Source organism: Niallia sp. M35, from assembly GCF_050971705.1.
Classification (GTDB): domain Bacteria; phylum Bacillota; class Bacilli; order Bacillales; family Cytobacillaceae; genus Niallia; species Niallia circulans_A.
In genome coordinates this window covers 30157-53373 of the sequence record NZ_JBPCEP010000026.1, presented here as the reverse complement: position 1 = coordinate 53373, position 23217 = coordinate 30157, and the positions used below count along the sequence as shown (strand labels likewise).

The window sequence follows — 23217 nt, the reverse complement described above, 5'->3', positions numbered from 1 at the left end:
TCATTATAACAAAGAAGTAGAGCTGGTCGATGAACCTTAATAAAGCTTTTGATAAAGTCTTTCTCCACCATTAAGCTCTCTATATTTTGGCATTACTTCAACAAAACTCAATGTCTCTTTATCCCCTAAACCTAGAAATCCTTCTTTACTTAAACTCTCATAAAATAGGTGATGAACTTGGTTCTGAAGCATTGGATTAAAGTAAATCAGTACATTTCTACAAATAATAACATGAAATTCATTAAAGGATTGATCTGTTACTAGATTATGCTGCGCAAAAATAATATTTTTCAACAAATCAGAATGAAAATAGGCATATTGATGATCGGTTTTATAATATTCTGAGAAGGCATTTGTCCCACCAGCAAGCATATAATTTTTCGTATATGCTTGCATTTTGTGGAGAGGAAATGCACCTTTGCTTGCCTTTTCCAGCACGGTTTCATTCATGTCTGTTGCATAAATAACCGCCTTATCCTTTAAACCCTCTTCTTCTAATAAAATGGCCATAGAAAAGACTTCTTCGCCAGTAGCACAACCAGCATGCCATATCCGAATTTCTTCAAGCTTTCGTAAATACGGGATGATTTGCGCTCTAAAAGAACGAAAAAAGCTTGGATTCCTAAACATTTCTGTTACATTGATAGAAAAATCATTAAGAAGTTGTTCAAGGAATGCCTCTTCATGAATCACTCTTTCCAGCAATCTCGTAATCGTAGGAATATTATCCATTTTCATTCTATAGTAGATTCTGCGTGTAATAGAAGATCGGTTATATTGACGAAAATCAAAACCTGATAATCGAAAAATCCCTTCAAGCAGCAGATCTACTTCGATGTCTGCATGATCTTGATTCTCTACCTCTTGATCATTATTCAGGAATAGATGATCCATCTCCGTTCCTCCTTACTTAGCTAAGCTAACCATACTCTTAAGACGGAGTATAATTGATCCAAATCTAACGGCTTACTGATATAATCAGATGCCCCCGCCTCTAAACATTTTTCACGGTCATTCTTCATCGCTTTTGCCGTTAATGCGATAATTGGTATCTCTGTCAGATTCAACGTTTGACGGATAATTGTCATGGTTTCATATCCATTCATATTCGGCATCATAATATCCATTAGGATAACATCCAAATCTATAGTTCTATCCAGAATGTCTAAACATTCCTTCCCGTTATAGGCAACAAGAACATCCATCCCTCTTTTTTCAAGAGTCGTTTTAAGAGCAAAGATATTTCGATTATCATCGTCTACAATCAATACCTTTTTCCCTTTAAACACATCCTCGTTCTCGTCCTTAGAAATCACAATTTCTGTTTTTCTTTCTTCTTCCTGTTTCTGTTCTTCCTTATCTATTTCTTGTCGAGCTTCTTGCTTTTTCACTTCCATAGTAGCAGCTACATTCATCTCACTAATATTAAGTTGGGTGTCTGCTATTCCATTCGGAAGACTTGGAATAATGAGGGTAAAAGTACTGCCCTTACCTTCCTCACTCTTCAAGGAAATCCAACCACCTAGCAATCTAGCAAACTCTCTACAAATGGAAAGACCTAAACCAGTACCTCCATATTTACGCACAGTGGCGCCATCTGCTTGCTGGAATGTTTCAAAGATTAATTTATGTTTATCTTTCGGGATGCCAATCCCAGTGTCCGTTACGGAAATTTCCAGCCACTCACTACTTAATTCTCTCATACTGCGGCTAATCTGATTTCTCTTCTTAATATTTAAGGAAACTGTTCCGTTTTCCGTAAATTTAAAGGCATTGGATAATAGATTTTTAATAATTTGTTGGAATCTCTTTTCATCTGTAAATACGATGTCTTGGAGACCTTCCTGTTTGTTTACTAAAAATTCTACTTCCTTCTGGTTAGCGATAGGCGCGAAGCTTCGCTCCAATTGTGAAGTAATATCATGAATGCTTACTTCTCCAAAATGAACATCAAGCTTGCCTGCTTCTACCTTGGAAAGATCAAGAATATCATTTATAAGCGAAAGAAGATCTTTACCAGAGGAATGAATAACATTCGCAAACTCCATTTCTTCTTCCGATAGATGATTCGAATCATTCTCCGCTAACATTTCTGAAAGAATTAGAATACTATTTAGCGGTGTTCTTAATTCGTGGGACATATTAGCTAAAAACTCTGATTTATAATTAGAATTTTGAATAACCAACTCTGTTTTCTCTTCTAATTCCTCTTTTGCTTTTTCTAAATCCCTCGTCTTGGCTTCTGCTTCCCTTGTTCGATCTTCAAGCTGTTCATTAGTAGCCATCAGCTCTTCTTTTTGCATTTGCAGCTCTTCTGATTGTGACTGTAATTCTTCTGACTGTGTTTGTAGCTCTTCTGATTGAACTTGTAACTCTTCTGTCATTGCTCTAGATTCATTTAATAAGCGAACGATTTCCATTCTACCCATAATACTATTAATCGTTAATCCAAATGTCTCCACTATCCCAGTAATGAGATTTTGTTGAAGGGTTGTAAATTCTGTCATTGTAGCAAGTTCAAGTACAGCAATAGCCTCCCCCTCAAACATAACAGGTACAATGATAATACTACGTGGAGAAACATCCCCTAACCCTGTTGCAATTAAGCGATAATCACTTGGGATTTCTTGATAATGAAGAACACGCTGTTCTTTAGCACTTTGACCAATTAGGCCTTCTCCTATTTGGAAGGTCTCTCGTCCAATCGTATCTCCAGATTCAGCAAATGTTGCCATTTTTATGTAGGTTTCTTTTTTCTGTTGGGCGTCTTTTACATAAAAGGCTCCAAAGCTTGCATTTGTTTTTAGCGCTATTTCTGTTATAAACACACTAGTTAACGCTTCAATAGAAGGAATTCCTTGAAATTTCATCACAATATCAGCAACGTTCGACTGTAACCATTCTCTCTGTTCAACTGTATCAAGGAGGCTATTTGTCGCTTCTGCAAGCTCTCTTATTTCATCGTTTGTCCGGACATGAATACGAGTACTGACATTTCCTTTAGAGGCAGCGATTGTTTTAATAGATCCTGTTACTTCCTTTATTGTTCTAACAATCGATTTAGAAGTTTGTCCAGCCAGACTAATAGCAACAAGTGAAATCAAGACTAATACGCCGAATAGTCCTACTGTTAAACCATTATTTTGTTTGTCCAGCTTTGTTGCCTGCTTGGCCGATGCATCCTTCTCTGTATCTCTAAGATTCGTAAATTTTTCTGTAATCTCGTTTATATAATCTCGTCCATTATCCTCTTTGAAAAATTCTTCAAGAGCTTCTGTATTATTTTGTGCTTTATATTGGATGGTTGGCTCACCAGCCGTATTAATCCAATTCAAAATATTTTCCTTTATTTCGAGTAAATTCCGCTGTTGTGCAGGTTTATTACTCATTAATTGATACAATTCCTCAAATTGCTCTTTCCAATTTTCCTTCCCATCATTATACGGAATTAAGTAACTTTGGTTACCTGTGATTATGTATCCACGCTGACCTGTCTCCATATCTAATACACTTTTCTCAATAGAAGATGTAAGTTCATGTATGCGAGAATCATAATTGATAATCGAATTACGTTCCTGTTGAAGGGAGCGTATTTGATTATTTAGTAAAATTACTGACACAAGTAAGCAAAGAATGATAACAATGTAACCAAGGATAATTTTGGAGCGAATGCCAAACTTAAATTTAGAATCCATTTGATTACCTTCCTTAACTTATTTTCTATTTTAATAGTATAGTATTTACAATAAAAATGAAAAGGGAATTTGTTCTATTTTCTTCTTTTTCATCTAGTTTATATTACTTTTTTCATCGCTTTAACTTTACAAGCCTATGCTTTGTATTTGCTACTAATAATTTTGTAAGTAAAACGGTGCTTGAATAACCCTTTGCTTTTCAATTACTTTACAACCTGGAAAACAAAGGGTGGGAATGACTGCATTTGCTACTTCTCACCCTTCTCTTACATTCAAAGCCTTTATGCGTATCAATTTATGTCTAATAAAAACATTCATTACAAACAGCAAATTTAAACTTAGCCGATAGTTCTTTCCCGCATTTCTTGCATTGCTTCGTCCGTTTCTTACCTTTAAACCCAGTCTTTAACTGATCGTTTATTTGGTCACTCAATTCCTGTCTTACCTTTTCCCAATAATAGGCTTCTGTCCTTCTTTCTAATCTATATAGGAATAATAAGTGCAGACCAATCGCTTTATAACCGAGCTCCAGTTCCTCCAAACTATCTTGTTTAATTTTTGGTTCTGGTAAATCCCTGTTTTCCACAATTGCCTCCATATTTGCTTTCCATTGCGCTCGTAATGAGGCTTCACTTGTGGCGAATGGTAGTTTCAGAAAACTAAATAAATCATGCAGGGACATTCTCGCTTCGACCATCGTATCCATAATCATTTCATATAGCTGCATTTCCTCTGCTAGTGAAGCCTTTCTTGTTCCTTCTGGGCTTTTAAAATGTCCCCATAAATAAAAGAACAGCCCCAAATTATTGGAATACTTTTGAAATCTTTCTAAAACAGCACTTGTTGGTGCTATTGTGAATCCATACAAGTCTTCGTCTCTTTTTTCTAATAAATACTTCATCCTTTTACGGTCACTGGTGAAAGCAACTCGCCCAATATCATATATCCCCTTTCTTCCTGCTCTACCTGCAATCTGCTTCACTTCCTGTGAGGTTAACATCCTTCTTCTTATCCCATCAAATTTGTCATTCTCTAAGAAGACAATTCTCCTTATTGGTAAATTAAGCCCCATCCCAATTGCATCTGTTGAAACAATAACTTTCGTTTCTCCCTTAATAAAGCGCTCCATTTGTTTTTTTCTTGCTTCTGGTGGCATACTTCCATAGATGATACTGACTTGCCATCCTTTTCTTTGTAACTCAGAGGCTGTTTCTAAGACACTTCTTCTAGAGAAACACACTAATGCGTCTCCCTTTCTTGTATGACTTAATTGAAATAACTCATTTTCTACCTGTAACGGTGTCTCCCGTCGATATTCATGAACCTCTACATCTATATCACCTAATAACTGTAGAATCATGTTTTTGGCATGCAGACTTGCGATAATATGGACCTCTTGTGCATTTGTCTTGGTGATAGCACGATACCATGAGAATCCTCGTTCTCTGTCCGCAATCATTTGTGCCTCATCAATGACAACAACTTCGTAAAAATCCTTTTCATGAAACATTTCTACTGTACTCGATTGATGTTGAGCTTCCAGAACAAGCTTTTCTTCTTCCCCTGTTTTTAGCGAACATGGAATTCCTTGCTGATTCAGCTTCTCATAAATTTCCAATGCTAATAATCTTAATGGAGCTAAATATAAACCGCTGGAAGCTTCCATCATTCGTTTAATTGCTTGAAATGTTTTACCAGTATTTGTTTCTCCAGTATGAAGGATATATTTAACATCTATATTGGTTGGAGGGTAATATTCTCTTCCAAATATATCCTCAATCATTCTTGCTTCTTCTTCTTTACGTCGTCTTTGCTCCTCGCGATCTTCTGCTTCCTTCTGTTCCTTCCTTTGACGGTCTTTTTCCATAATCTCTTTATGAATCTCTACATCAAAAGGAATATCTAATAATTTTTCCAAATCGATTACATACTCAGAAAACAAATCTTCAAGAAACTCTTCTGTTATTTCTTCCAGTAAAGGCGTGCTTACTTCTAGTAAAAAAGAATTGCTTAAGGAATGGTCAAATATGTCTTCATATTCTTCTTTTATTCGATTAGGCAATTTATCTTTCAGCCATGTCGGAAAAAAGTCAATTAAATGCTGAAAGATTAAATTTTCATATGCTTCTGTCCGGTCTTCTAAAAAGTAAAATTGGTTATAGGGCATATTCATTTCATTTGATAAATATTCTTCAAAGGTTAACTCCATCGAAGATAAAACAATGCCATTCCGTTCTATCTCTAGCGCAATATTACTTCCTGTTAAATAGCGAACATAGAGAAACAATTCCTCATAATGCTTTTCCATCAATTGCTCAATATAATAAGAGAATTTCATTTTATATTTACGTTTTGCTTCTAGATTTTTCTGTTCTTCTACGGTTTGCAAATAGTTTTCTCGTCTTTCTTTATACCTTTTTTCCCATTCTTCTTTTTTATCCCCGAGGTTTTTTCTTAACCATTCTTCATAACGGAATACTTCAACCTCACGAATTTCACTTCTAAATAATCGGTTAATAACCTTTTTATTAAGATCATTAATGTCCAATCCTTTATTGGTGAGATATTGTTTCTTTTCAGCATACTTGATATGACTAGTTGCAGTATTTAGCCAAGTATTTAGCCAAATTTGCTCTATAAATACTTTTCGGTCATCCATATATTGTTCAAAAGTAGGCAGACGATCTTGTTTCTCTAAATACTTATTTACATCATTCATAATATGGCTTTTTGTTTGTTGAATCGCTTTATCGTATTGCGGTTTTAATATTGGATTTATCATGATGAACTCCTATAGAAATGTTATACCATTCTTATTTTCCTTTATTTTATCTTAGACATGTAGGTTTTTTAAAATTTTTTAGACTGTCTACCATTTTTCATATGGACTTTATTAACGATCATAACATGGATACTAAAGTAAAATGTTGTTATATTCGTTTATTTTATTCAATGCCGATTTTTATCGTTGATTTACTACGATTTTTTTGTTTTGGAAGATTATTTCTTAAAAATTAGGGAAAACATAAAGGATGATTTCTCGGGAAATAAAAAATCCTTGCACGTTGGCAAGGATTATTTGGGAGGGTCTTCTTTAATAGAGTAAAATTTGTTGCTTAGTTTTTCTTAAGGCTTAATTCTCTTTTATATTTCTCTAGTTCTTTCTCTGTGCAGCGTACATAGTGACCTGGAGTTACTTCTCTTAACTCAGCTGGCTCATTAGTATCATGTACAGATGGATCATATGCAATTCTCTTGCGCTCACGTTCATAACGCGGATCTGGAAGTGGAATTGCGGATAGTAATGATTTTGTGTATGGGTGAATTGGGTTTTCATACAATTCATCTGCTTCTGCAAGCTCTACCATATTACCCATATACATAACACCAATACGATCACTAATATATTTAACCATGGAAAGATCATGAGCAATAAATAAATAAGTCAATCCACGCTCTTTTTGGAGCTTTTTCAAAAGATTTACTACCTGTGCTTGAATAGAAACGTCTAATGCAGAAATAGGCTCATCACAGATAATGAAATCTGGCTCAACAGCTAGGGCGCGAGCAATTCCAATTCTCTGCCTTTGACCGCCGCTGAATTCATGCGGAAAGCGTGTAGCATGCTCTTTATTCAACCCTACTACTTCAAGGAGTTCTTCAACTCTTTGACGACGCTCTTCTGGTGTTTTTGCAAGATTATGATTATCAATTCCTTCTGCAATAATATCCAGTACTGTCATACGCGGATTTAGAGAAGAATGTGGATCTTGGAAAATCATTTGCATTTTTTGGTTAAATTTGCGAAGCTCTGCCTTTGATTTTTTCCCATGCACATCTTCGCCTTCAAATTTCACTTCTCCACCTGTTGCATCGTAAAGACGGATGATTGTTCTACCTGTTGTTGACTTTCCACAACCAGATTCTCCAACCAGACCAAAGGTTTCTCCTTTAAAAATATCAAAGGATACACCATCTACGGCTTTTATTACCCGATCTCTTCCAGCTGAGAAATGTTTTTGTAAATTCTTAACCTCTAGTAATTTTTCTCTAGTCAACGTTTTCCACCATCCTTTTTACCAGTTTGCGAGAAACCTAACATTCTTTGCTTAACTGATTCTGGCGGTTCCATATGTGGAGCATCTTCATGCAATAACCACGTAGCTGCATAATGAGTATCTGAAACCTTAAACATAGGCGGCTCCATTACTTTATCAATTTCTAGTGCATATTTATTTCTAGATGCAAACGCATCTCCGACTGGCGGCTTTAACATATTTGGCGGGCTACCAGGTATAGCAAACAACTCTTCATCGTCACTATCAAGTGTCGGCATAGATCCGATTAGTCCCCAAGTATATGGATGTTTTGGATTATAGAATATATCATCTACCGTACCAATTTCAACAATTTTACCAGCATACATTACAGCAACACGATCTGCCACATTTGCCACAACACCAAGATCATGAGTAATAAAGATAATTGCACTATCTGTTTTCTTTTGAATATCTTTCATCAACTCTAGAATTTGTGCCTGAATTGTAACATCAAGTGCTGTTGTTGGTTCATCAGCAATTAAAATCTTTGGGTTACACGCAAGAGCAATCGCTACAACCACCCGTTGGCGCATTCCACCTGAGAATTGATGCGGAAACTGATTAATTCGTACTTCCGGCTGTGGAATACCAACTAATTCAAGTAATTCTAAGGCACGTTTTTTTGCATCAGACTTGTTCATGTTTTGGTGCTTAATTAAGCCTTCCATGATTTGATTTCCAATTTTCATCGTTGGATTCAAAGAGGACATCGGATCCTGGAACACCATTGAAATATCTTTTCCGCGAATTTTTTGCATCTCTTTTTTGGATTTCTTAACTAGATCTTCTCCTTCAAAAAGAATTTCACCTGTTTTAATCACACTTTGCGGCTCAGGAAGAAGTCTCATAATGGCATTAGAAGTAACCGATTTACCAGAACCGGATTCTCCTACTATTGCTAATGTTTCCCCTTTATTCAGATCAAAACTAACACCACGAACAGCTTGTACCTCACCATTGTAGGTGTTAAATGATACTCTTAAATCTTTGACTTCTAATAATTTACTCATTTATTAAACACCTACTTTCTATTTATGCATCTTAGGATCAAATGCATCTCTTAAACCATCACCTAAAATGTTAAATGCAATCATTAGTACTGATAATACAACTGCTGGGAATACTAATAAATATGGGTATAATCTTAAGTTTGCAAATCCTAGTTCAATTAAAGCACCTAAAGAAGCGTCTGGTGGTACAATACCTAAACCGATGAAACTTAAAAATGCTTCGAAGAAAATAGCTCCAGGAATAGAGAACATGGTGTTAACAATTATGATACCACTGATATTAGGAATTAAGTGCTTTCTAATTATCGTACCGTTTGAGGTTCCTAATGTTTTTGCTGCCAGAACAAATTCCTGGTTAGTAAGTTTCATTACTTCACCGCGAACGACACGTGACATGCCAATCCAACCTGTAATTGTTAATGCTACAACAATAGAAATAATACCTGGTTTTAGAATTAACATCATTAATAAAATGATTACTAAGTTAGGTATACCCACTAGCACTTCTGCTATACGTTGTAAAACATTATCTACTCTTCCACCATAGAAGCCAGAGATACCACCATATGCAACACCTATTAATAAATCAAGCGCAGCTGCAACAAACGCAATAATGAGAGAAACTCGAGTTCCTTCCCAAAGTCTTGTCCATTGATCACGTCCAAGTGTATCTGTACCAAACCAGAAATACGTATCATCTAACTTCCTTTGCTCGTAAATATGGAAAGTCGCTTTTACAGAAGCTGAATTTCTTTCCCCATTACCTTCATCTAATACTTTAATATCAATAAACTCTTTATCACTCTTATAACGAGCATAGGCCTTATTCGTTGCATCCTCCACTGAGACACCTTTATAAGTCCCTGATAATGTACCATCCAGCCCAAGCCAAGAAACCTTCTCCAATACCGGTACTCTAGGAGGTAATTTAGCACGAGACAAATCCTGACCATTACTATCATATCCAGTGAAATAAGGTCCAAATATACTCAAGACTATAATCAACAGGATTACAAAGATACTAATAATTGCAGGTTTATTTTTAAATAAAGTTCTTCTCGCATCTTGTCCAAAAGTTCTACTTGGAGCAGTGATTCTCTCACTAATACTCTCTTCTTGCTTAAGAGGTTTAAATAAATTTTTATCTATATTTTTTAGATTATTTTTATCCATCCTATTTCTTTCCTCCTGCAATTCTAATTCTCGGATCTATCAATCCATAAAGGAGGTCAATGATTAAGATGATGACAACAAATGCAAATGCATATAATAGTGTTGTTCCCATGATAGTCTGATAATCATTTACAGTAACTGATGAAACGAACTGCTCACCAATTCCAGGAATTGCGAATATTTTTTCAATTACTAACGATCCTGTCATCAAGTTAACAGCCATTGGACCTATAACAGTTATTAAGGGAATTAAAGCATTTCTTAAACCATGCTTAAAGATGATACCAGACTCTGCAACCCCTTTAGCACGAGCGGTTGTAATATACTGAGAATGTAAAACTTCAATCATTTCTGTTCTAATAAATCTAGCAGAAATTGCTAGAGGAGTTATTGCTAAAGCAATAGTTGGTAGAATTGTATATTCGTATCCATCCCATAATGCTACCGGTAACAAGTCCCACTGGACAGCAAAATAGTACTGCAATAAACCAGCAAATACAAACGATGGTATAGATGTACCCAATACCGCTATAATCGTTGATATAAAATCGATTGGTCCATTTCGGAAAATAGATGAGATCAATCCAAGAAGAATTCCTACTATTGTGCCAAGTACTAATGCCTGTGCACCTAGTAAAGCAGATGGCCCTATTTTACTCATTAAAATATCCATTACAGGTGTATTATCAAAAGCAAATGACACACCTAAATCTCCTTGTACCAGATTTCCTAGATAACGAACATATTGAACTGGGATTGGATCGTCTAATCCGTATTTTTCTAAGACAATCGCTTTTTGCTCTTCACTTAACTTATCTTCTGCTTTAAGTGGACTTCCCGGTAAAAACTTCATAAGGAAGAAAGATACTGTTGCTATTATGAAGAGCGTTAAGAACATATACCATAAACGGCGAAGTAAATATCGCGTCATCTGTGCACCTCCTATTATTCTTTGTATATTATAGCATAATAATTTATTTTTTATATTATCAGAATTTTCCTGCAGCAAAATATAAGAGAGTATATGCTATAAAAGCATACACTCTCTTGTTATTTCATAGCAAGAATTTTCGTAAAAATCAATTACTTACCTGATCCAACACTAGTCCATTTCCATTCATAAGTAGGTCCAAATGGATTAACAATCATGTTTTGGATTTTTGGAGATGAAAGGAATGCTCTACCACGTTGGAAGATTGGAGCAATTGCACCATCTTCAAATAATAACTTTTCAGCTTCTAAGAAGTTTTTGTAACGTGCATCATTATCTGTTGCAAGGGTAGTTGCTGTATCTGCCAATAGCTTATCATACTCTTTATTAGAGTATCCCATTTGGTTGTTTCCGCCATCAGTAATCCATAGGCTTAAGAATGTATATGGATCTAGATAATCAGGACCCCAACCAGCAACTTGAAGATCGTAATCCATTGCTGTATCAAGAGCTAAACGTTGTTTAAACGGAACCTTTTTAAAGTTAACTTTTAAACCAGGAAGGTTTGTTTGTAATTGATTTGCTAAATATTCATTCATTGTTGTAGAACTTTCAGAATCATCACCTAATAATTCCACTTCAATAGTATCTTTACCTAATTCTTTTTTCGCTTTCTCAAAATACTCTTGAGCAGCTTTTACATCATAAGTTACAAGATCTCCACTTACTTTACGGAAATCACCACTGCCATCTGGCATTGGAGTAAAGTCTGCTGGCACTAAACCATTAGCCACAGAAGAACCATTGTTTAGGATAGTATTAACTAATGCTTCCTTATCAAATGCACGACTAATTGCTAAACGAAGATTTTTATTTTTAAGTACTTCGTTTCTTGTTTGATTTATCTTAAAATAGAAAACAGAGTTATCTGGTTGCGTAACAAAATCAGGATTAGAAGAGTATTGATCAACATAGTCAGAAGATAATCCAGCTCGATCTACTTCACCTTTTTCATATAGGTCAACCATTGTTTGGTTATCTTTAACTACTACAAAATTAATTTTTTCTAGCTTAACAGTATCTGCATCCCAGTAAGTATCATTCTTAGCAAGATTCCACTTTTGAGAAGCACTTTTCCAGTTTTCTAATACGAACGGACCGTTTGATAAGAGAGTATCAGAGCTAGTTGCGAATTTATCGCCTTTTTCTTCCACAAATTTTTGATTTAATGGCAAGAATGTACCGAAAGTTGTTAATGATTCAAAATATGCAATTGGGTTAGCAAGTTCAACAACTAAAGTATGGTCGTCTTCAGCTTTAACCCCTAGTTCTTCTACTTTCTTTTCGCCCTTGCTAATTTCTGTAGCATTTTTGATTACGCCACCCATCATGTACGGACCGTATTCAGAACCTGTCTCAGGATTTACTGCGCGCTGCCAAGCATAAACGAAATCGTTAGCCGTTACAGGGTCTCCATTTGACCATTTAGCATCTTGACGTAACTTGAATGTCCAAGTTAAACCATCATCAGATACTTTGTGAGAATCTGCAATACCTTTTTCTACCTTAGCATCTTTACCTAAACGATAAAGACCTTCCATAGTAGCCCCCAAGAATTGGAAACCGTATTCATCTGTTGCTTTTGATGGATCCATAGATGGAATCGCATCTCCATTAATTAAGTTTAATTCTTGTTTCACATCTTTATTTTCTGCAGACTTATCTGAACCTTTAGACCCTTTGTCGTCGCCAGAACATGCTGCTAAAAATACACTTAACACTAATGTCAGTGAAAGCAGCCAAGTAAATTTGCGCTTCATTAAAAAAAGACCCCCCATTGTTATATTATTCTGTAAATTACATCTAAAAAAGAAGCTAAAGTGAGTATACTATTATTCTAGTAGAGTTGTAAAGACTAAATATAGAGATAATTTCAAATATTACTATGACGAAACGGCACTATTCTGCATTAAAACAATAAAGATAACGCTTCCTTTTTTGGTAAAATTCTAAAAATTATTATAAAAAAGATGGGGAAAAATACTTCAAAAGGCCCCGATATTGTAAAATATATCCATATGCCAATATACTTTTTCTCCATATATTAGCAGATTATTTTATTATGCTAGAATTTTTTAGTGAGTGCTGTTTCACATACCAGTGGATTATTTTAATTTTTAGTGTAAAAGGTAAACAAAATACTACTGTTCTGAAGTATTGAATTTCTATCCTTTTTTCTAACAATGTACTTTCTATTAGAGTTAAGGTAAAATACGTTTATTCGTGATTACAAACTTAATTAAAAAAGGTGAAACTTTATGCAAAATAAAAAATGGTTTATATTTCTTATAAATCTCTTTCTTACATTTATACTTTTTTTTATCTCTTCATCGGAATATTCTCTTGTTCATTATATTAATTCCGTCTTTTATTTAACCTTCCTTTATATTGTTATTTTTCTATTTATGTATATTGCTAAGGGTGGTTTTTTCGACGGAGTAACATTCAGTTTCAGACGGTTTCATCATGTTATTCTAAAAAGGAATGATTATTTAGAAGAATGGAAGGAGAAGCCTCTTCCTTCTCAAAAATTTAATAAAAGGTTTTACTCTGTTCTTAAGTTCCAAGTTATATCCTTATTTGTTTATTTACTAATTTTATTGATAATTTACTATATCTAATAAGATGGAGTTTTATAGTAATCTTTTATCCCGTACATTCTCCCTATTTTTCTAAAACGTAGGAATATTTATTTAATTACAACATTAAAATTGTATATATAGTGTTTACCCATTATAATGGTGTTGTAAAAATATTGAAATGAGGGGGATGTATTAATGAAATTGGAAGCGTTTCCACCTGTAAAAGGCAAACATAACCTTGAAAACTACGAGGAACAGTACCAACATTTCAAATGGGACCAAGCAGAAAAGGATTTTTCATGGCATCAAACTGGAAAAATTAATTTGGCCTATGAAGCAATTGACCGTCACGCTGAAAACTACCGCGCCAATAAAGTAGCCCTCCATTATTTTCATCCATCTAGAAAAGAAACATACACATTTAAAGATTTAAAAAAATTCTCCAATAAAGCTGGAAATGTATTAAAGGAGATCGGAAATGTAAACAAAGGAGATCGAGTGTTTATTTTTATGCCTCGCTCCCCAGAATTATATTTTGCTTTACTTGGTGTAATCAAACTAGGTGCTATTGTCGGCCCATTATTCGAAGCCTTTATGGAAGATGCGGTGAAAGACCGTCTCTATGATAGTGAAGCAAAAGTAATTATTACCACACCTGAACTAGTAAATAGAATTCCACATACAGAATTACCTGCTCTCGAAACTATTTTTATTGTCGGTGAAGACATCCAAGAAAACGATAAAACAAAGGATTTCCTTCATTACTTTCAAACAGCATCTACAGAATTAGACATAGAATGGGTCGATCGCAAGGATGGTTTAATCCTTCACTACACCTCTGGTTCAACGGGGAAACCAAAAGGTGTGCTTCATGTTCACAATGCCATGATTCAACATTATCAAACGGCAAAGTGGGTATTAGATTTACAAGAGGAGGATGTATATTGGTGCACAGCTGATCCAGGCTGGGTTACAGGTACCTCCTACGGAATCTTTGGACCATGGCTTACTGGCTCGACAAATGTTGTGGCAGGAGGCCGATTTAGTCCTGATATTTGGTATAAAACGATTGAAACCTTTGGAGTGACTGTTTGGTATAGTGCTCCTACCTCCTTTAGAATGCTAATGGCAGCAGGAGAGGAGGTAACAGAAAAATATACACTCTCTTCTTTGCGTCATATATTAAGTGTTGGCGAACCACTGAATCCCGAGGTAATTCGATGGGGATACGATGTATTTGGACATCGTATCCATGACACTTGGTGGATGACGGAAACTGGTGCTCAGCTAATATGCAATTTACCATGTATGGATATTAAATTAGGTTCAATGGGGAAACCATTACCGGGAATTGAAGCAGTAATTTTAGATGACAATGGCAACATTCTGCCGCCAAACCAAATGGGGAATTTAGCCATAAAAAAAGGCTGGCCTTCGATGATGCATACAATATGGAACAACCAAGAAAAATTTAATAGCTATTTCCAACATGATGAATGGTATGTTTCAGGAGACTCTGCTTATATGGATGAAGAGGGATATTTCTGGTTCCAAGGGCGAGTCGATGATGTTATTATGACTGCTGGAGAGAGAGTTGGACCATTTGAAGTGGAAAGTAAATTAATCGAATTTCCAGCAGTGGCAGAAGCTGGTGTCATCGGTAAACCAGATCCAATTCGAGGGGAAATTATCAAAGCCTTTATTGCATTGGTTGATGGCTATGAGCAAACAGATGAATTAAAAGAACAAATACGATTATTTGTAAAAACCGGCTTGGCTGCTCATGCTGCTCCAAGAGAAATCGAATTCTGTGAAAAACTTCCTAAAACTCGCAGCGGAAAAATTATGAGACGTGTCTTAAAAGCATGGGAACTTGGCCTCCCTACTGGAGATCTCTCCACAATGGAAGATTAAAAGTTAAGAGCCCGAATATAGAGAAGGAAATAAGCAATCCTCTTTTTCGCAAAAAGAAGATATTTATTTCCTTCTTTTATTTGAAAGCGTTACATTTGGCGTTTATCTCCTTTCTATGGCACAATAGTAATGCTTGTTTAGATCTGATAGCAACATATTTTTAAAGCGTTTTCTTATAGGAGGAGGAAGAAGAACATGAGAACAATCAAACTAGGTAGCAGTAACTTAGAAGTACCAGTAGTTGCAGTTGGTTGTATGCGTATTAATTCATTAGAAAAGAAGGAAGCAGAACGATTTGTTCAAACTGCGTTAGAACACGGTGCTAACTTCTTTGATCACGCAGATATTTATGGAAAAGGAGCTTGTGAAGAAATTTTTGCTGAAGCGATAAATATGTCGCCAAGTGTTCGTGAAAATATAATCTTACAATCTAAATGCGGGATCAGAACAGGAATGTTCGATTTCTCTAAAGAACATATTTTGCAATCAGTAGACGGTATTTTACAAAGATTGAACACTGAATATTTAGACTCCCTTCTCCTCCATCGCCCAGACGCCTTAGTGGAGCCAGAAGAAGTCGCAGAAGCATTCGACATTCTGGAACAAACAGGTAAAGTTCGCCACTTTGGTGTTTCGAACCAAAATCCGATGCAGATTCAATTATTACAAAAGTATGTGAAACAGCCAATTGTGGCTAACCAATTGCAATTAAGTATTACGAATGCGAATATGATTTCTAATGGGATTAATGTCAATATGGAAAATGACTCAGCCATTAACCGTGATGGCAGCATTTTAGACTTCTGTCGACTACATGATATAACGATTCAGCCTTGGTCTCCATTCCAATTTGGTTTCTTTGAAGGCGTTTTTCTTGGCAACGATAAATTCCCTGAATTAAATCAACAAATTGATGAAATTGCAGGCAAGTATCAAGTAAGTAACACAACCATTGCGATTGCCTGGTTATTGCGTCACCCTGCCAATATGCAGCCAGTAATCGGTACAATGAATGTGGAACGTTTAATTGATTGCATAAAAGCAAGTGACGTTTATTTAACAAGAGAAGAATGGTACAGCATTTATCGTGCCGCTGGAAATATATTGCCATAATTTTATTAATCAAAAGAAAAACCAGTCAACTACTCTACATAACGAGTCGCTGACTGGTTTTTTCTTATCGATTATCTACCTTTTCTGGGTACATATCATGGTTCATTAATCGATGTGCTGCCATCTCTTCAAATTTGGTGCCCGGTTTTCCATAATTACACCATGGGTCGATGGAAATCCCGCCTCGTGGAGTGAATTTCCCCCATACTTCTATATATCTTGGATCTAACAGTTTTATTAAATCATTCATAATAATATTGACACAATCTTCGTGAAAATCCCCATGATTGCGAAAACTAAATAAATACAACTTTAAAGACTTGCTTTCCACTATTTTCTTATTGGGTATATAAGAAATATACATTGTCGCAAAGTCAGGTTGCCCTGTTATTGGGCAAAGACTCGTAAATTCGGGACAATTAAATTTCACAAAATAATCTCTATCAGAATGAAGATTATCTACTGATTCTAATACCTCTGGTGCATAATCACTTTTATATTGAGTATTTTGATTTCCTAACAAAGTTAAATCTGTTAATCCTTCTTCGTTCTTTCTTCCTGACATGAAAAAGTCCTCCTTGTTTGGTGTTTCCCAACCCTGCTAAAAAGAGAGGCATTTACCTTACGCAGAAAAACTAGCTGAATCAAACAAAAAAGCCATATCCTTTATGGACATGGCGTGAATTGCATGTATCCATAGTTTTTTATAGAGGGTATTTGCTATGAACCTCTCCCGTTTCAGTACGGGTATATCTTTTCTTACTATATAGAATCCACAAAAATTCGTCAATTAAAAATCGCTGGCCTTCTATATCTTTTTCTTCCCTTTATTTATGAAGTACTTCCACTGTTTCTATCCCTTCTTTATCCATTTCAGCATTCAGATCATCTTGTACCGTTATATCCGCAAGCTTAACTTTTGAGCGATAAGCGGAGCGAACGATAACATGGGATGCGACAGGAGAAGTTAAAAAAACAAAGAAAATTCCCAAGAACAGGCGAATGCTAAAAACACCTTCTATAATAAAAAAGACAAATGTGCCAACAAGGGTAAAAAGTACTCCCATAGTAGAGCCTTTGGATGCAGCATGAGATCTTGTGTATACATCTGGCAGTCTTATTAATCCAAGGGAACTCAGAAAACAAAAAATGGCGCCACAGAATATAAGTAGAACAGATATGAGTTCAATCAGATTGTTTTCGCTCAATGACTACACCTCTTTCCATATATCGGGCAAAAGCAATCGTTCCAATAAACGACAAAATCCCAATTAATAAAATCACCTCAAAAAAACCTGTATTCCGAAGCAGAACGGAAAAAATCGCTACTCCTGCAATTAGATTGATTCCTAAACTGTCTAATGCTTGTATTCTGTCAGGAGCTGACGGTCCTTTAATAAGACGATATATTGTTGCAAGAATAGATATGATCAGTAAAATTAACGATCCAACTAATAATTGATCAATCATAGCGAGTCACCCTCTTTATTGCCTTTTCGAATTTTTCCTTTGAACGAAAGATGGATTCCTTTTGTGCAGGGATATCCATCGCATGAATAAAGAACTTTTTATTATCGGAAGTAACCTCTACTACAACAGAACCAGGAGTTAAATTCATTAATAGAGCTAGTAAGGAGACTTCCAATTCCCCTTCTAATTCCGTTTCTAACGAAAATATTCCTGGGGAAATATTTAATCTTGGCCTTGTTATTTGCCTAATCACAACAACACTTGAGGTAAACAGCTGCTCAATAAAAACAAAAAATAGCTTTACGACCGCAAAAAATGTTTCTAAATAAAATTTAGTTGACAAATAGCGACGCAAGATAAATAAAACAAGTATACCGAACAAGTAACCAGTAAAAAACGTTAAGACATTCCATGTGTCCTGTAAAAACATCCAGATGATACCGATTAATAAGTTGATCAATATTTGCATAGGCATGGATACCACCCCTTTTTTGTCTATTTACTACTTAAATTCCCTTAATTATTGCTTAAAACAGCTTTGACATAATAATTGGGGTCCATCAAGCCTTCAACTGCCAAATCTACATATTCATGAATCCCTTCTGTCCCTATTCCTAATGCAATGGTTAAGAAAGTAAGGAAAGCCATCGGCAGCATTAATCCTTTCGTGGTTCCTTTTTCTTGTTCTAATGTTAAATCGGTATAGCCCCAAAACACAGCCATAAATACTTTCATAATAGAATAAAGGACAAACAAGCTGCTGATTAGTCCAAATGCACCTAACCAGTAATATCCTGCATTAAAGGTACCTTCTGTAATAAATATTTTCCCTAAAAATCCACTTAACGGAGGAATTCCTGATAAGGATAAAGCTGCTACAAAGAACATCCAGCCTAACTGCGGGTGTAAACGAATCAATCCACTCATCTCATCTAATTTACTTGTTCCAGTCAGATGAATAATTGTACCTCCCAGCAAAAAGATAAGTGCTTTGATCACCATATCATGCATGAAATAGTAGATGGAACCAGTCATCCCCACTGTTGAGTACGTAGCAACACCCGCCAAAATAAACCCAACACCAATGACCACATTATAGGTCATCACTTTATAGATATCTCTATAGGCTACGGCTCCAATTGCTCCAAGAGTCATCGTAATAGCTGCGAGAATTCCGATTAATAAATGGGTAATGTGAACTTCATGATAAAAAATCAAGGTAAATACTCGAATAATCGCATACATTCCTACTTTTGTTAAAAGTGCAGCAAAGATAGCAGAAATCGCTGTTGGTGGTGCACTATATGAACCTGGAAGCCAGAAGAATAAAAACAATCCAGCTTTTAAGCTAAATACAATTAGGAATAAAATCGCTACCGTTGTCATGAGCCCGCCTTGACCAACTTCTGCAATACGGACAGATAAATGGGCAAAATTTAACGTTCCAGTAATAGCGTATAAATAAGCAATCGCAACGAGAAACAGAAAGGATGAAATAATATTTATCAGTAAATATTTAATTGATTCTCTTAACTGAACCCTTGTTCCTCCTAATGAAATGAGTACATATGAAGCAACAAGCATTACTTCAAAACAAACAAATAGGTTAAATATATCCCCTGTAAGGAAAGAACCGTTTACACCTGTTATCAAAACCAAGAATAATGGATAAAAATAATACTTCTCCAATTGTTCCCCAATCGAATGAAATGCGTATAACAAACAGCAAAACCCAATAATACTCGTAACGAGAACAAGAATTGCCGCAAACATATCAGCTACCATACTTACACCAAATGGTGGGTCCCATCCTCCTAATTGAATGGACTGGATCCCATCTGTTTTAATTTGACCGATTAAAACGTAAGCCACAATAAAAACAGAAATAACTGCTACTAAGCTTAATATCCGATGAAGGATAACTTTATCTCGAAAAATAACCATGATCATCGCAAATACGATAGGAAGGATGATCGGCAAAATGACAATATTATTCATCCTCATTACCCCTTAATAAATCTGTATCATCGGTGCCTAATACTTTATATGCTCTGTAGCTTAGTACTAAAAATAAAGCTGTTGTTGCAAAGTTTATGACAATGGCTGTAAGCAGCAATGCCTGCGGCAAAGAATCTGCAAAAGTATGATCGGTTATCCCTAAGAGCGGAGGACCTCCTTTATTCAATCCACCCATTGTAATAATAAGCAAGTTTACACCGTGACCAAGAATTGATGTCCCTAAAATAATTCGTAATAATGTCTTTGTTAAAATAAGGTAGATTCCGATAGAGAATAAGATACCTACAAGAATAGACATTAGCGTCTCCATTATCGATCATCCCCTATTGTCATAATAATTGTTATGGCGGTACCGATAACGGCAAGAGCCACACCCACATCGAAAATGACTGCAGTCGCCAACTCCGTTTTTCCAAAAATCGGCAGATCAAAGTATCCAAAGGCTTGGGTTAAAAATGCTTCCCCAAACACCATTCCCCCTACCCCTGTCAAAACAGCGATTAACACGCCCACTCCCGCTAATACTTTAAAGTCAACAGGAAGGTTCTTTCGGACGGATTCAATATCAAAGGTAAGAAAAAGCAATATAATCGCAGCCGCAAAGGTAAGACCGCCAATAAATCCACCTCCTGGAAAATGGTGTCCAGAGACAAAAAGGTTGATTGCAAAGGTGAGGATAATGACGACAGCAACCTTTGCAACACTTCGGATGATAATATCATTTGGTTCCTTCATTCTTATCCCCTCCCACTAGTCGTACCTTTATTAATGTATAAACTCCCAAACCTGCTACTGTAAGCACAAGAATCTCTAACATCGTGTCAATACCTCGGAAATCTACCAAAATGGCATTAACGATATTTTTTGCTCCGGCTAGTTTATAGGAGTTTTCATAATAGCTTGAAATAGAAGCAAACAGATGGGTTCCATTTGCTGATAAAGCAATCAGTGTAACAACTAACCCTACGCCAATCGAAATAATGGCATTAACCACTTTAAAAGGTACCCTGCTTATTTCTTTCTTTAATTGCGGCAAATGATAGAAGCATAGCAAGAATAATACAGTCGTTACCGTTTCAACTACTAATTGCGTAAGTGCTAGATCTGGAGCTCTAAAAAGAACAAAGAAAAACGAAACAAGAAATCCTAACGCTCCAACCGCCACAATAGAGGTAATTCTCGATTTGGAGAACAGCACGGTGACAGAACTTACAATCATTGCAATGACTATTCCCATATCAAAAATAGTAATTGGTGAATCATGTGACATATCAAATGTAAAACCATTAAAAAGGAACAAGGATCCCCCGATGATTAAAATGATAAAGCCAAATATATAGACTAGATAATCACGTAAAAAGCCAGTCATATAAAAATTAGTAATAGACTTAGATAATATTTCTAGATATTCCAAGCCTAGATTATATAAATTACTTAATGTAATGGCTTGTGGATACAGACGATAAATCTTATACCATTTTCGTAAAAACAAATATAGTACCGTACCTAATACCACCACACCAATCGTCATCCAAAGCTCTGTATTAAATCCATGGAAAGCGCTAATTTTTTTGGACTCAACTGTATACGCAAGTGTTGGCAGCACAGCTGTAAATGCTGGTTTTAACAAAAATTTCGAGACAACATTTGGAATAAAGAAGAAAAGAATAACAAGCGCACCTAGAATGATAGGTGAGAGCAACAAGCCAATTGGCGCCTCATGCACCACTTTATCCAGTTTTGGTGCTTTATTTTTCCCTCTAAATGTTTTAAAAATTAATACCATGCAATAAACAAACGTTAATACACTAGCAATCCAAGCTATAATAGGAATAAAAATTCCAATATGCTGAAGATTAAATATTTCCATTTCCGACGCTTGCACAACAGCGGTAAAGAACATTTCTTTACTTAGGAAACCATTAAATGGTGGAAGACCAGCCATCGAAAAACCACCAATTACTGTAAGGGTAAAGGAAACTGGCATTAAGTGAATAAGCCCGCCAAGTCTCCGCAAATCCCGAGTACCGGTTTCATGGTCAATTATTCCTACGACCATAAATAAAGAGCCCTTAAAGGTGGAATGATTTACTAAGTGAAAAATCGCTGCAAAAATCGCTGTTGCATACAGCCCTGCTTCTTCTACAGCTACCCCTTTATACATTGCAGCAGAACCCAAGCCAAGCAGACTCATAATTAATCCTAATTGACTAATGGTTGAATACGCTAATAATGCTTTTAAATCTGTCTGCTTCACGGCATTAAAGGAGCCATATAATAAAGTAAAAATGCCTATTCCTACAACAATCCAGAACCACTCCATCGTCCCGCCAAAAATAGGAGTTAGACGAGCAACTAAATAAATTCCTGCTTTAACCATCGTTGCCGAATGTAAATAAGCACTGATTGGAGTCGGTGCTTCCATGGCATCTGGAAGCCAAATACTAAACGGAAATTGGGCAGACTTCGTAAATGCCCCTAGTAAAATGAGAATCATTGCTGGTATAAATAAAGCATGACCTTGAATTAAATCAAGTTGAAGCAGCGTTTCTCTTATGCTGGTTGTATCTGCCATAATAGAAAGCATAATCAAACCCGCCAGCATCGCAAGTCCGCCAAAAACAGTAATCAACATTGCCTTCTGCGCGCCATATCTAGAACGGTCCCTTTCATACCAATAAGCAATTAACAGAAAGGACGACACACTCGTAATTTCCCAGAAAACATACAAAACATAATAATTATCAGACAATACTAGCCCAAGCATCGCTCCCATAAATAACAATAAATATACATAGAAGTTATGCAATGCTTCGCGATGCTTTGATAAATAGAAAATAGAATATAAAATGACTAAACTTCCTATCCCAGCAATCAGCAATCCAAAAACTAAGCTAAGCCCATCTAAGTAGGTTATAAAGTTAATGCCATAGGCTGGTATCCATTTAACTGTAGAAGTAAACACCTCTCCTTTTGCTACTTTTGGAATGTACGTCAACAGATAGATAAAAATAAGAAATGGCACAAACAGTACAAACCAGCCAGTATGGATTCGTGGCGTCAGCCTTTTATAAATAAAAGGCACAATTAAGGCAAACATAAATGGAAACAATATCATAAAATGTACCCAAGTCATTTTTATTTCCCTCC

General features: G+C 35.8%; 19 protein-coding genes and 1 riboswitch. Of the genes, 3 read left to right on the top strand and 16 right to left on the bottom strand.

What is annotated here, in order from left to right; all coding sequences use genetic code 11:
- Positions 1-36: 36 nt before the first annotated feature.
- The 8 genes from NiCM35_RS25110 to NiCM35_RS25075 form a co-directional block, all read right to left on the bottom strand.
- Positions 37-894: a CheR family methyltransferase gene (locus tag NiCM35_RS25110; protein ID WP_123258560.1), complete on the bottom strand. Its 858-nt coding sequence runs from the start codon at positions 892-894 to the stop codon at positions 37-39.
- Positions 895-914: 20 nt separating this feature from the next.
- Positions 915-3695: an ATP-binding protein gene (locus tag NiCM35_RS25105; protein ID WP_095329410.1), complete on the bottom strand. Its 2781-nt coding sequence runs from the start codon at positions 3693-3695 to the stop codon at positions 915-917.
- A 301-nt stretch (positions 3696-3996) separates the two neighbouring features.
- The gene (locus tag NiCM35_RS25100) at positions 3997-6477 is read right to left on the bottom strand and encodes a DEAD/DEAH box helicase (protein ID WP_433780860.1); all 2481 of its coding nucleotides are present in this window, start codon (positions 6475-6477) and stop codon (positions 3997-3999) included.
- A 334-nt stretch (positions 6478-6811) separates the two neighbouring features.
- Positions 6812-7753: an ABC transporter ATP-binding protein gene (locus NiCM35_RS25095; RefSeq protein WP_095329409.1), complete on the bottom strand. Its 942-nt coding sequence runs from the start codon at positions 7751-7753 to the stop codon at positions 6812-6814.
- The gene (locus NiCM35_RS25090; RefSeq protein WP_095329408.1) at positions 7750-8805 is read right to left on the bottom strand and encodes an ABC transporter ATP-binding protein; all 1056 of its coding nucleotides are present in this window, start codon (positions 8803-8805) and stop codon (positions 7750-7752) included. Before NiCM35_RS25090 ends, NiCM35_RS25095 begins: the two co-directional genes overlap by 4 nt.
- Positions 8806-8823: 18 nt before the next feature.
- On the bottom strand, positions 8824-9978 hold the full coding sequence (gene opp3C, locus NiCM35_RS25085; protein ID WP_095329407.1) for an oligopeptide ABC transporter permease: 1155 nt from the start codon (positions 9976-9978) through the stop codon (positions 8824-8826).
- A gap of 1 nt (position 9979) precedes the next feature.
- Positions 9980-10909, bottom strand: a complete 930-nt coding sequence (opp3b, locus tag NiCM35_RS25080) for an oligopeptide ABC transporter permease (protein WP_095329406.1) — start codon at positions 10907-10909, stop codon at positions 9980-9982.
- 152 nt (positions 10910-11061) lie between these two features.
- Positions 11062-12729: a peptide ABC transporter substrate-binding protein gene (locus NiCM35_RS25075; protein ID WP_433780859.1), complete on the bottom strand. Its 1668-nt coding sequence runs from the start codon at positions 12727-12729 to the stop codon at positions 11062-11064.
- A 498-nt stretch (positions 12730-13227) separates the two neighbouring features.
- On the opposite strand from NiCM35_RS25075, the gene NiCM35_RS25070 reads away from it, so the two are divergent.
- The 3 genes from NiCM35_RS25070 (at position 13228) to NiCM35_RS25060 (ending at position 16578) form a co-directional block, all read left to right on the top strand.
- A complete protein-coding gene (locus tag NiCM35_RS25070) occupies positions 13228-13590 on the top strand; it encodes a DUF3899 domain-containing protein (protein ID WP_095329404.1) in 363 nt (120 codons plus the stop codon).
- 156 nt (positions 13591-13746) lie between these two features.
- Entirely contained in the window at positions 13747-15465 is a 1719-nt protein-coding gene (gene acsA / locus NiCM35_RS25065; protein ID WP_095329403.1) for an acetate--CoA ligase, read from the top strand.
- A gap of 195 nt (positions 15466-15660) precedes the next feature.
- Positions 15661-16578 carry an aldo/keto reductase gene (locus tag NiCM35_RS25060; RefSeq protein ID WP_123258563.1) on the top strand — a complete coding sequence of 306 codons (918 nt, stop codon included), beginning with the start codon at positions 15661-15663 and terminating at the stop codon, positions 16576-16578.
- A gap of 64 nt (positions 16579-16642) precedes the next feature.
- Here NiCM35_RS25060 and queF read toward each other — a convergent pair whose 3' ends face one another.
- From queF to NiCM35_RS25020, 8 genes are all read right to left on the bottom strand, one after another.
- Positions 16643-17143, bottom strand: a complete 501-nt coding sequence (gene queF / locus NiCM35_RS25055; protein WP_047940920.1) for a preQ(1) synthase — start codon at positions 17141-17143, stop codon at positions 16643-16645.
- 125 nt (positions 17144-17268) lie between these two features.
- Positions 17269-17315: riboswitch (PreQ1 riboswitch) on the bottom strand.
- A gap of 90 nt (positions 17316-17405) precedes the next feature.
- A complete protein-coding gene (gene mnhG / locus NiCM35_RS25050) occupies positions 17406-17786 on the bottom strand; it encodes a monovalent cation/H(+) antiporter subunit G (protein ID WP_095329401.1) in 381 nt (126 codons plus the stop codon).
- A complete protein-coding gene (locus NiCM35_RS25045) occupies positions 17764-18048 on the bottom strand; it encodes a Na(+)/H(+) antiporter subunit F1 (RefSeq protein ID WP_047940922.1) in 285 nt (94 codons plus the stop codon). The genes mnhG and NiCM35_RS25045 overlap by 23 nt, the downstream gene beginning before the upstream one ends.
- Positions 18041-18523 (bottom strand): Na+/H+ antiporter subunit E, encoded by a 483-nt coding sequence (locus tag NiCM35_RS25040; protein ID WP_095329400.1) that lies wholly within the window; start codon positions 18521-18523, stop codon positions 18041-18043. The genes NiCM35_RS25045 and NiCM35_RS25040 overlap by 8 nt, the downstream gene beginning before the upstream one ends.
- Before the next feature lie 41 nt (positions 18524-18564).
- A complete protein-coding gene (locus tag NiCM35_RS25035; protein WP_433780858.1) occupies positions 18565-20046 on the bottom strand; it encodes a Na+/H+ antiporter subunit D in 1482 nt (493 codons plus the stop codon).
- Positions 20039-20377 carry a Na(+)/H(+) antiporter subunit C gene (locus tag NiCM35_RS25030; RefSeq protein ID WP_016201601.1) on the bottom strand — a complete coding sequence of 113 codons (339 nt, stop codon included), beginning with the start codon at positions 20375-20377 and terminating at the stop codon, positions 20039-20041. The genes NiCM35_RS25035 and NiCM35_RS25030 overlap by 8 nt, the downstream gene beginning before the upstream one ends.
- The gene (locus tag NiCM35_RS25025; RefSeq protein WP_095329398.1) at positions 20377-20802 is read right to left on the bottom strand and encodes a Na(+)/H(+) antiporter subunit B; all 426 of its coding nucleotides are present in this window, start codon (positions 20800-20802) and stop codon (positions 20377-20379) included. Before NiCM35_RS25025 ends, NiCM35_RS25030 begins: the two co-directional genes overlap by 1 nt.
- A complete protein-coding gene (locus NiCM35_RS25020; RefSeq protein ID WP_095329397.1) occupies positions 20786-23203 on the bottom strand; it encodes a Na+/H+ antiporter subunit A in 2418 nt (805 codons plus the stop codon). The genes NiCM35_RS25025 and NiCM35_RS25020 overlap by 17 nt, the downstream gene beginning before the upstream one ends.
- Positions 23204-23217 lie beyond the last annotated feature (14 nt).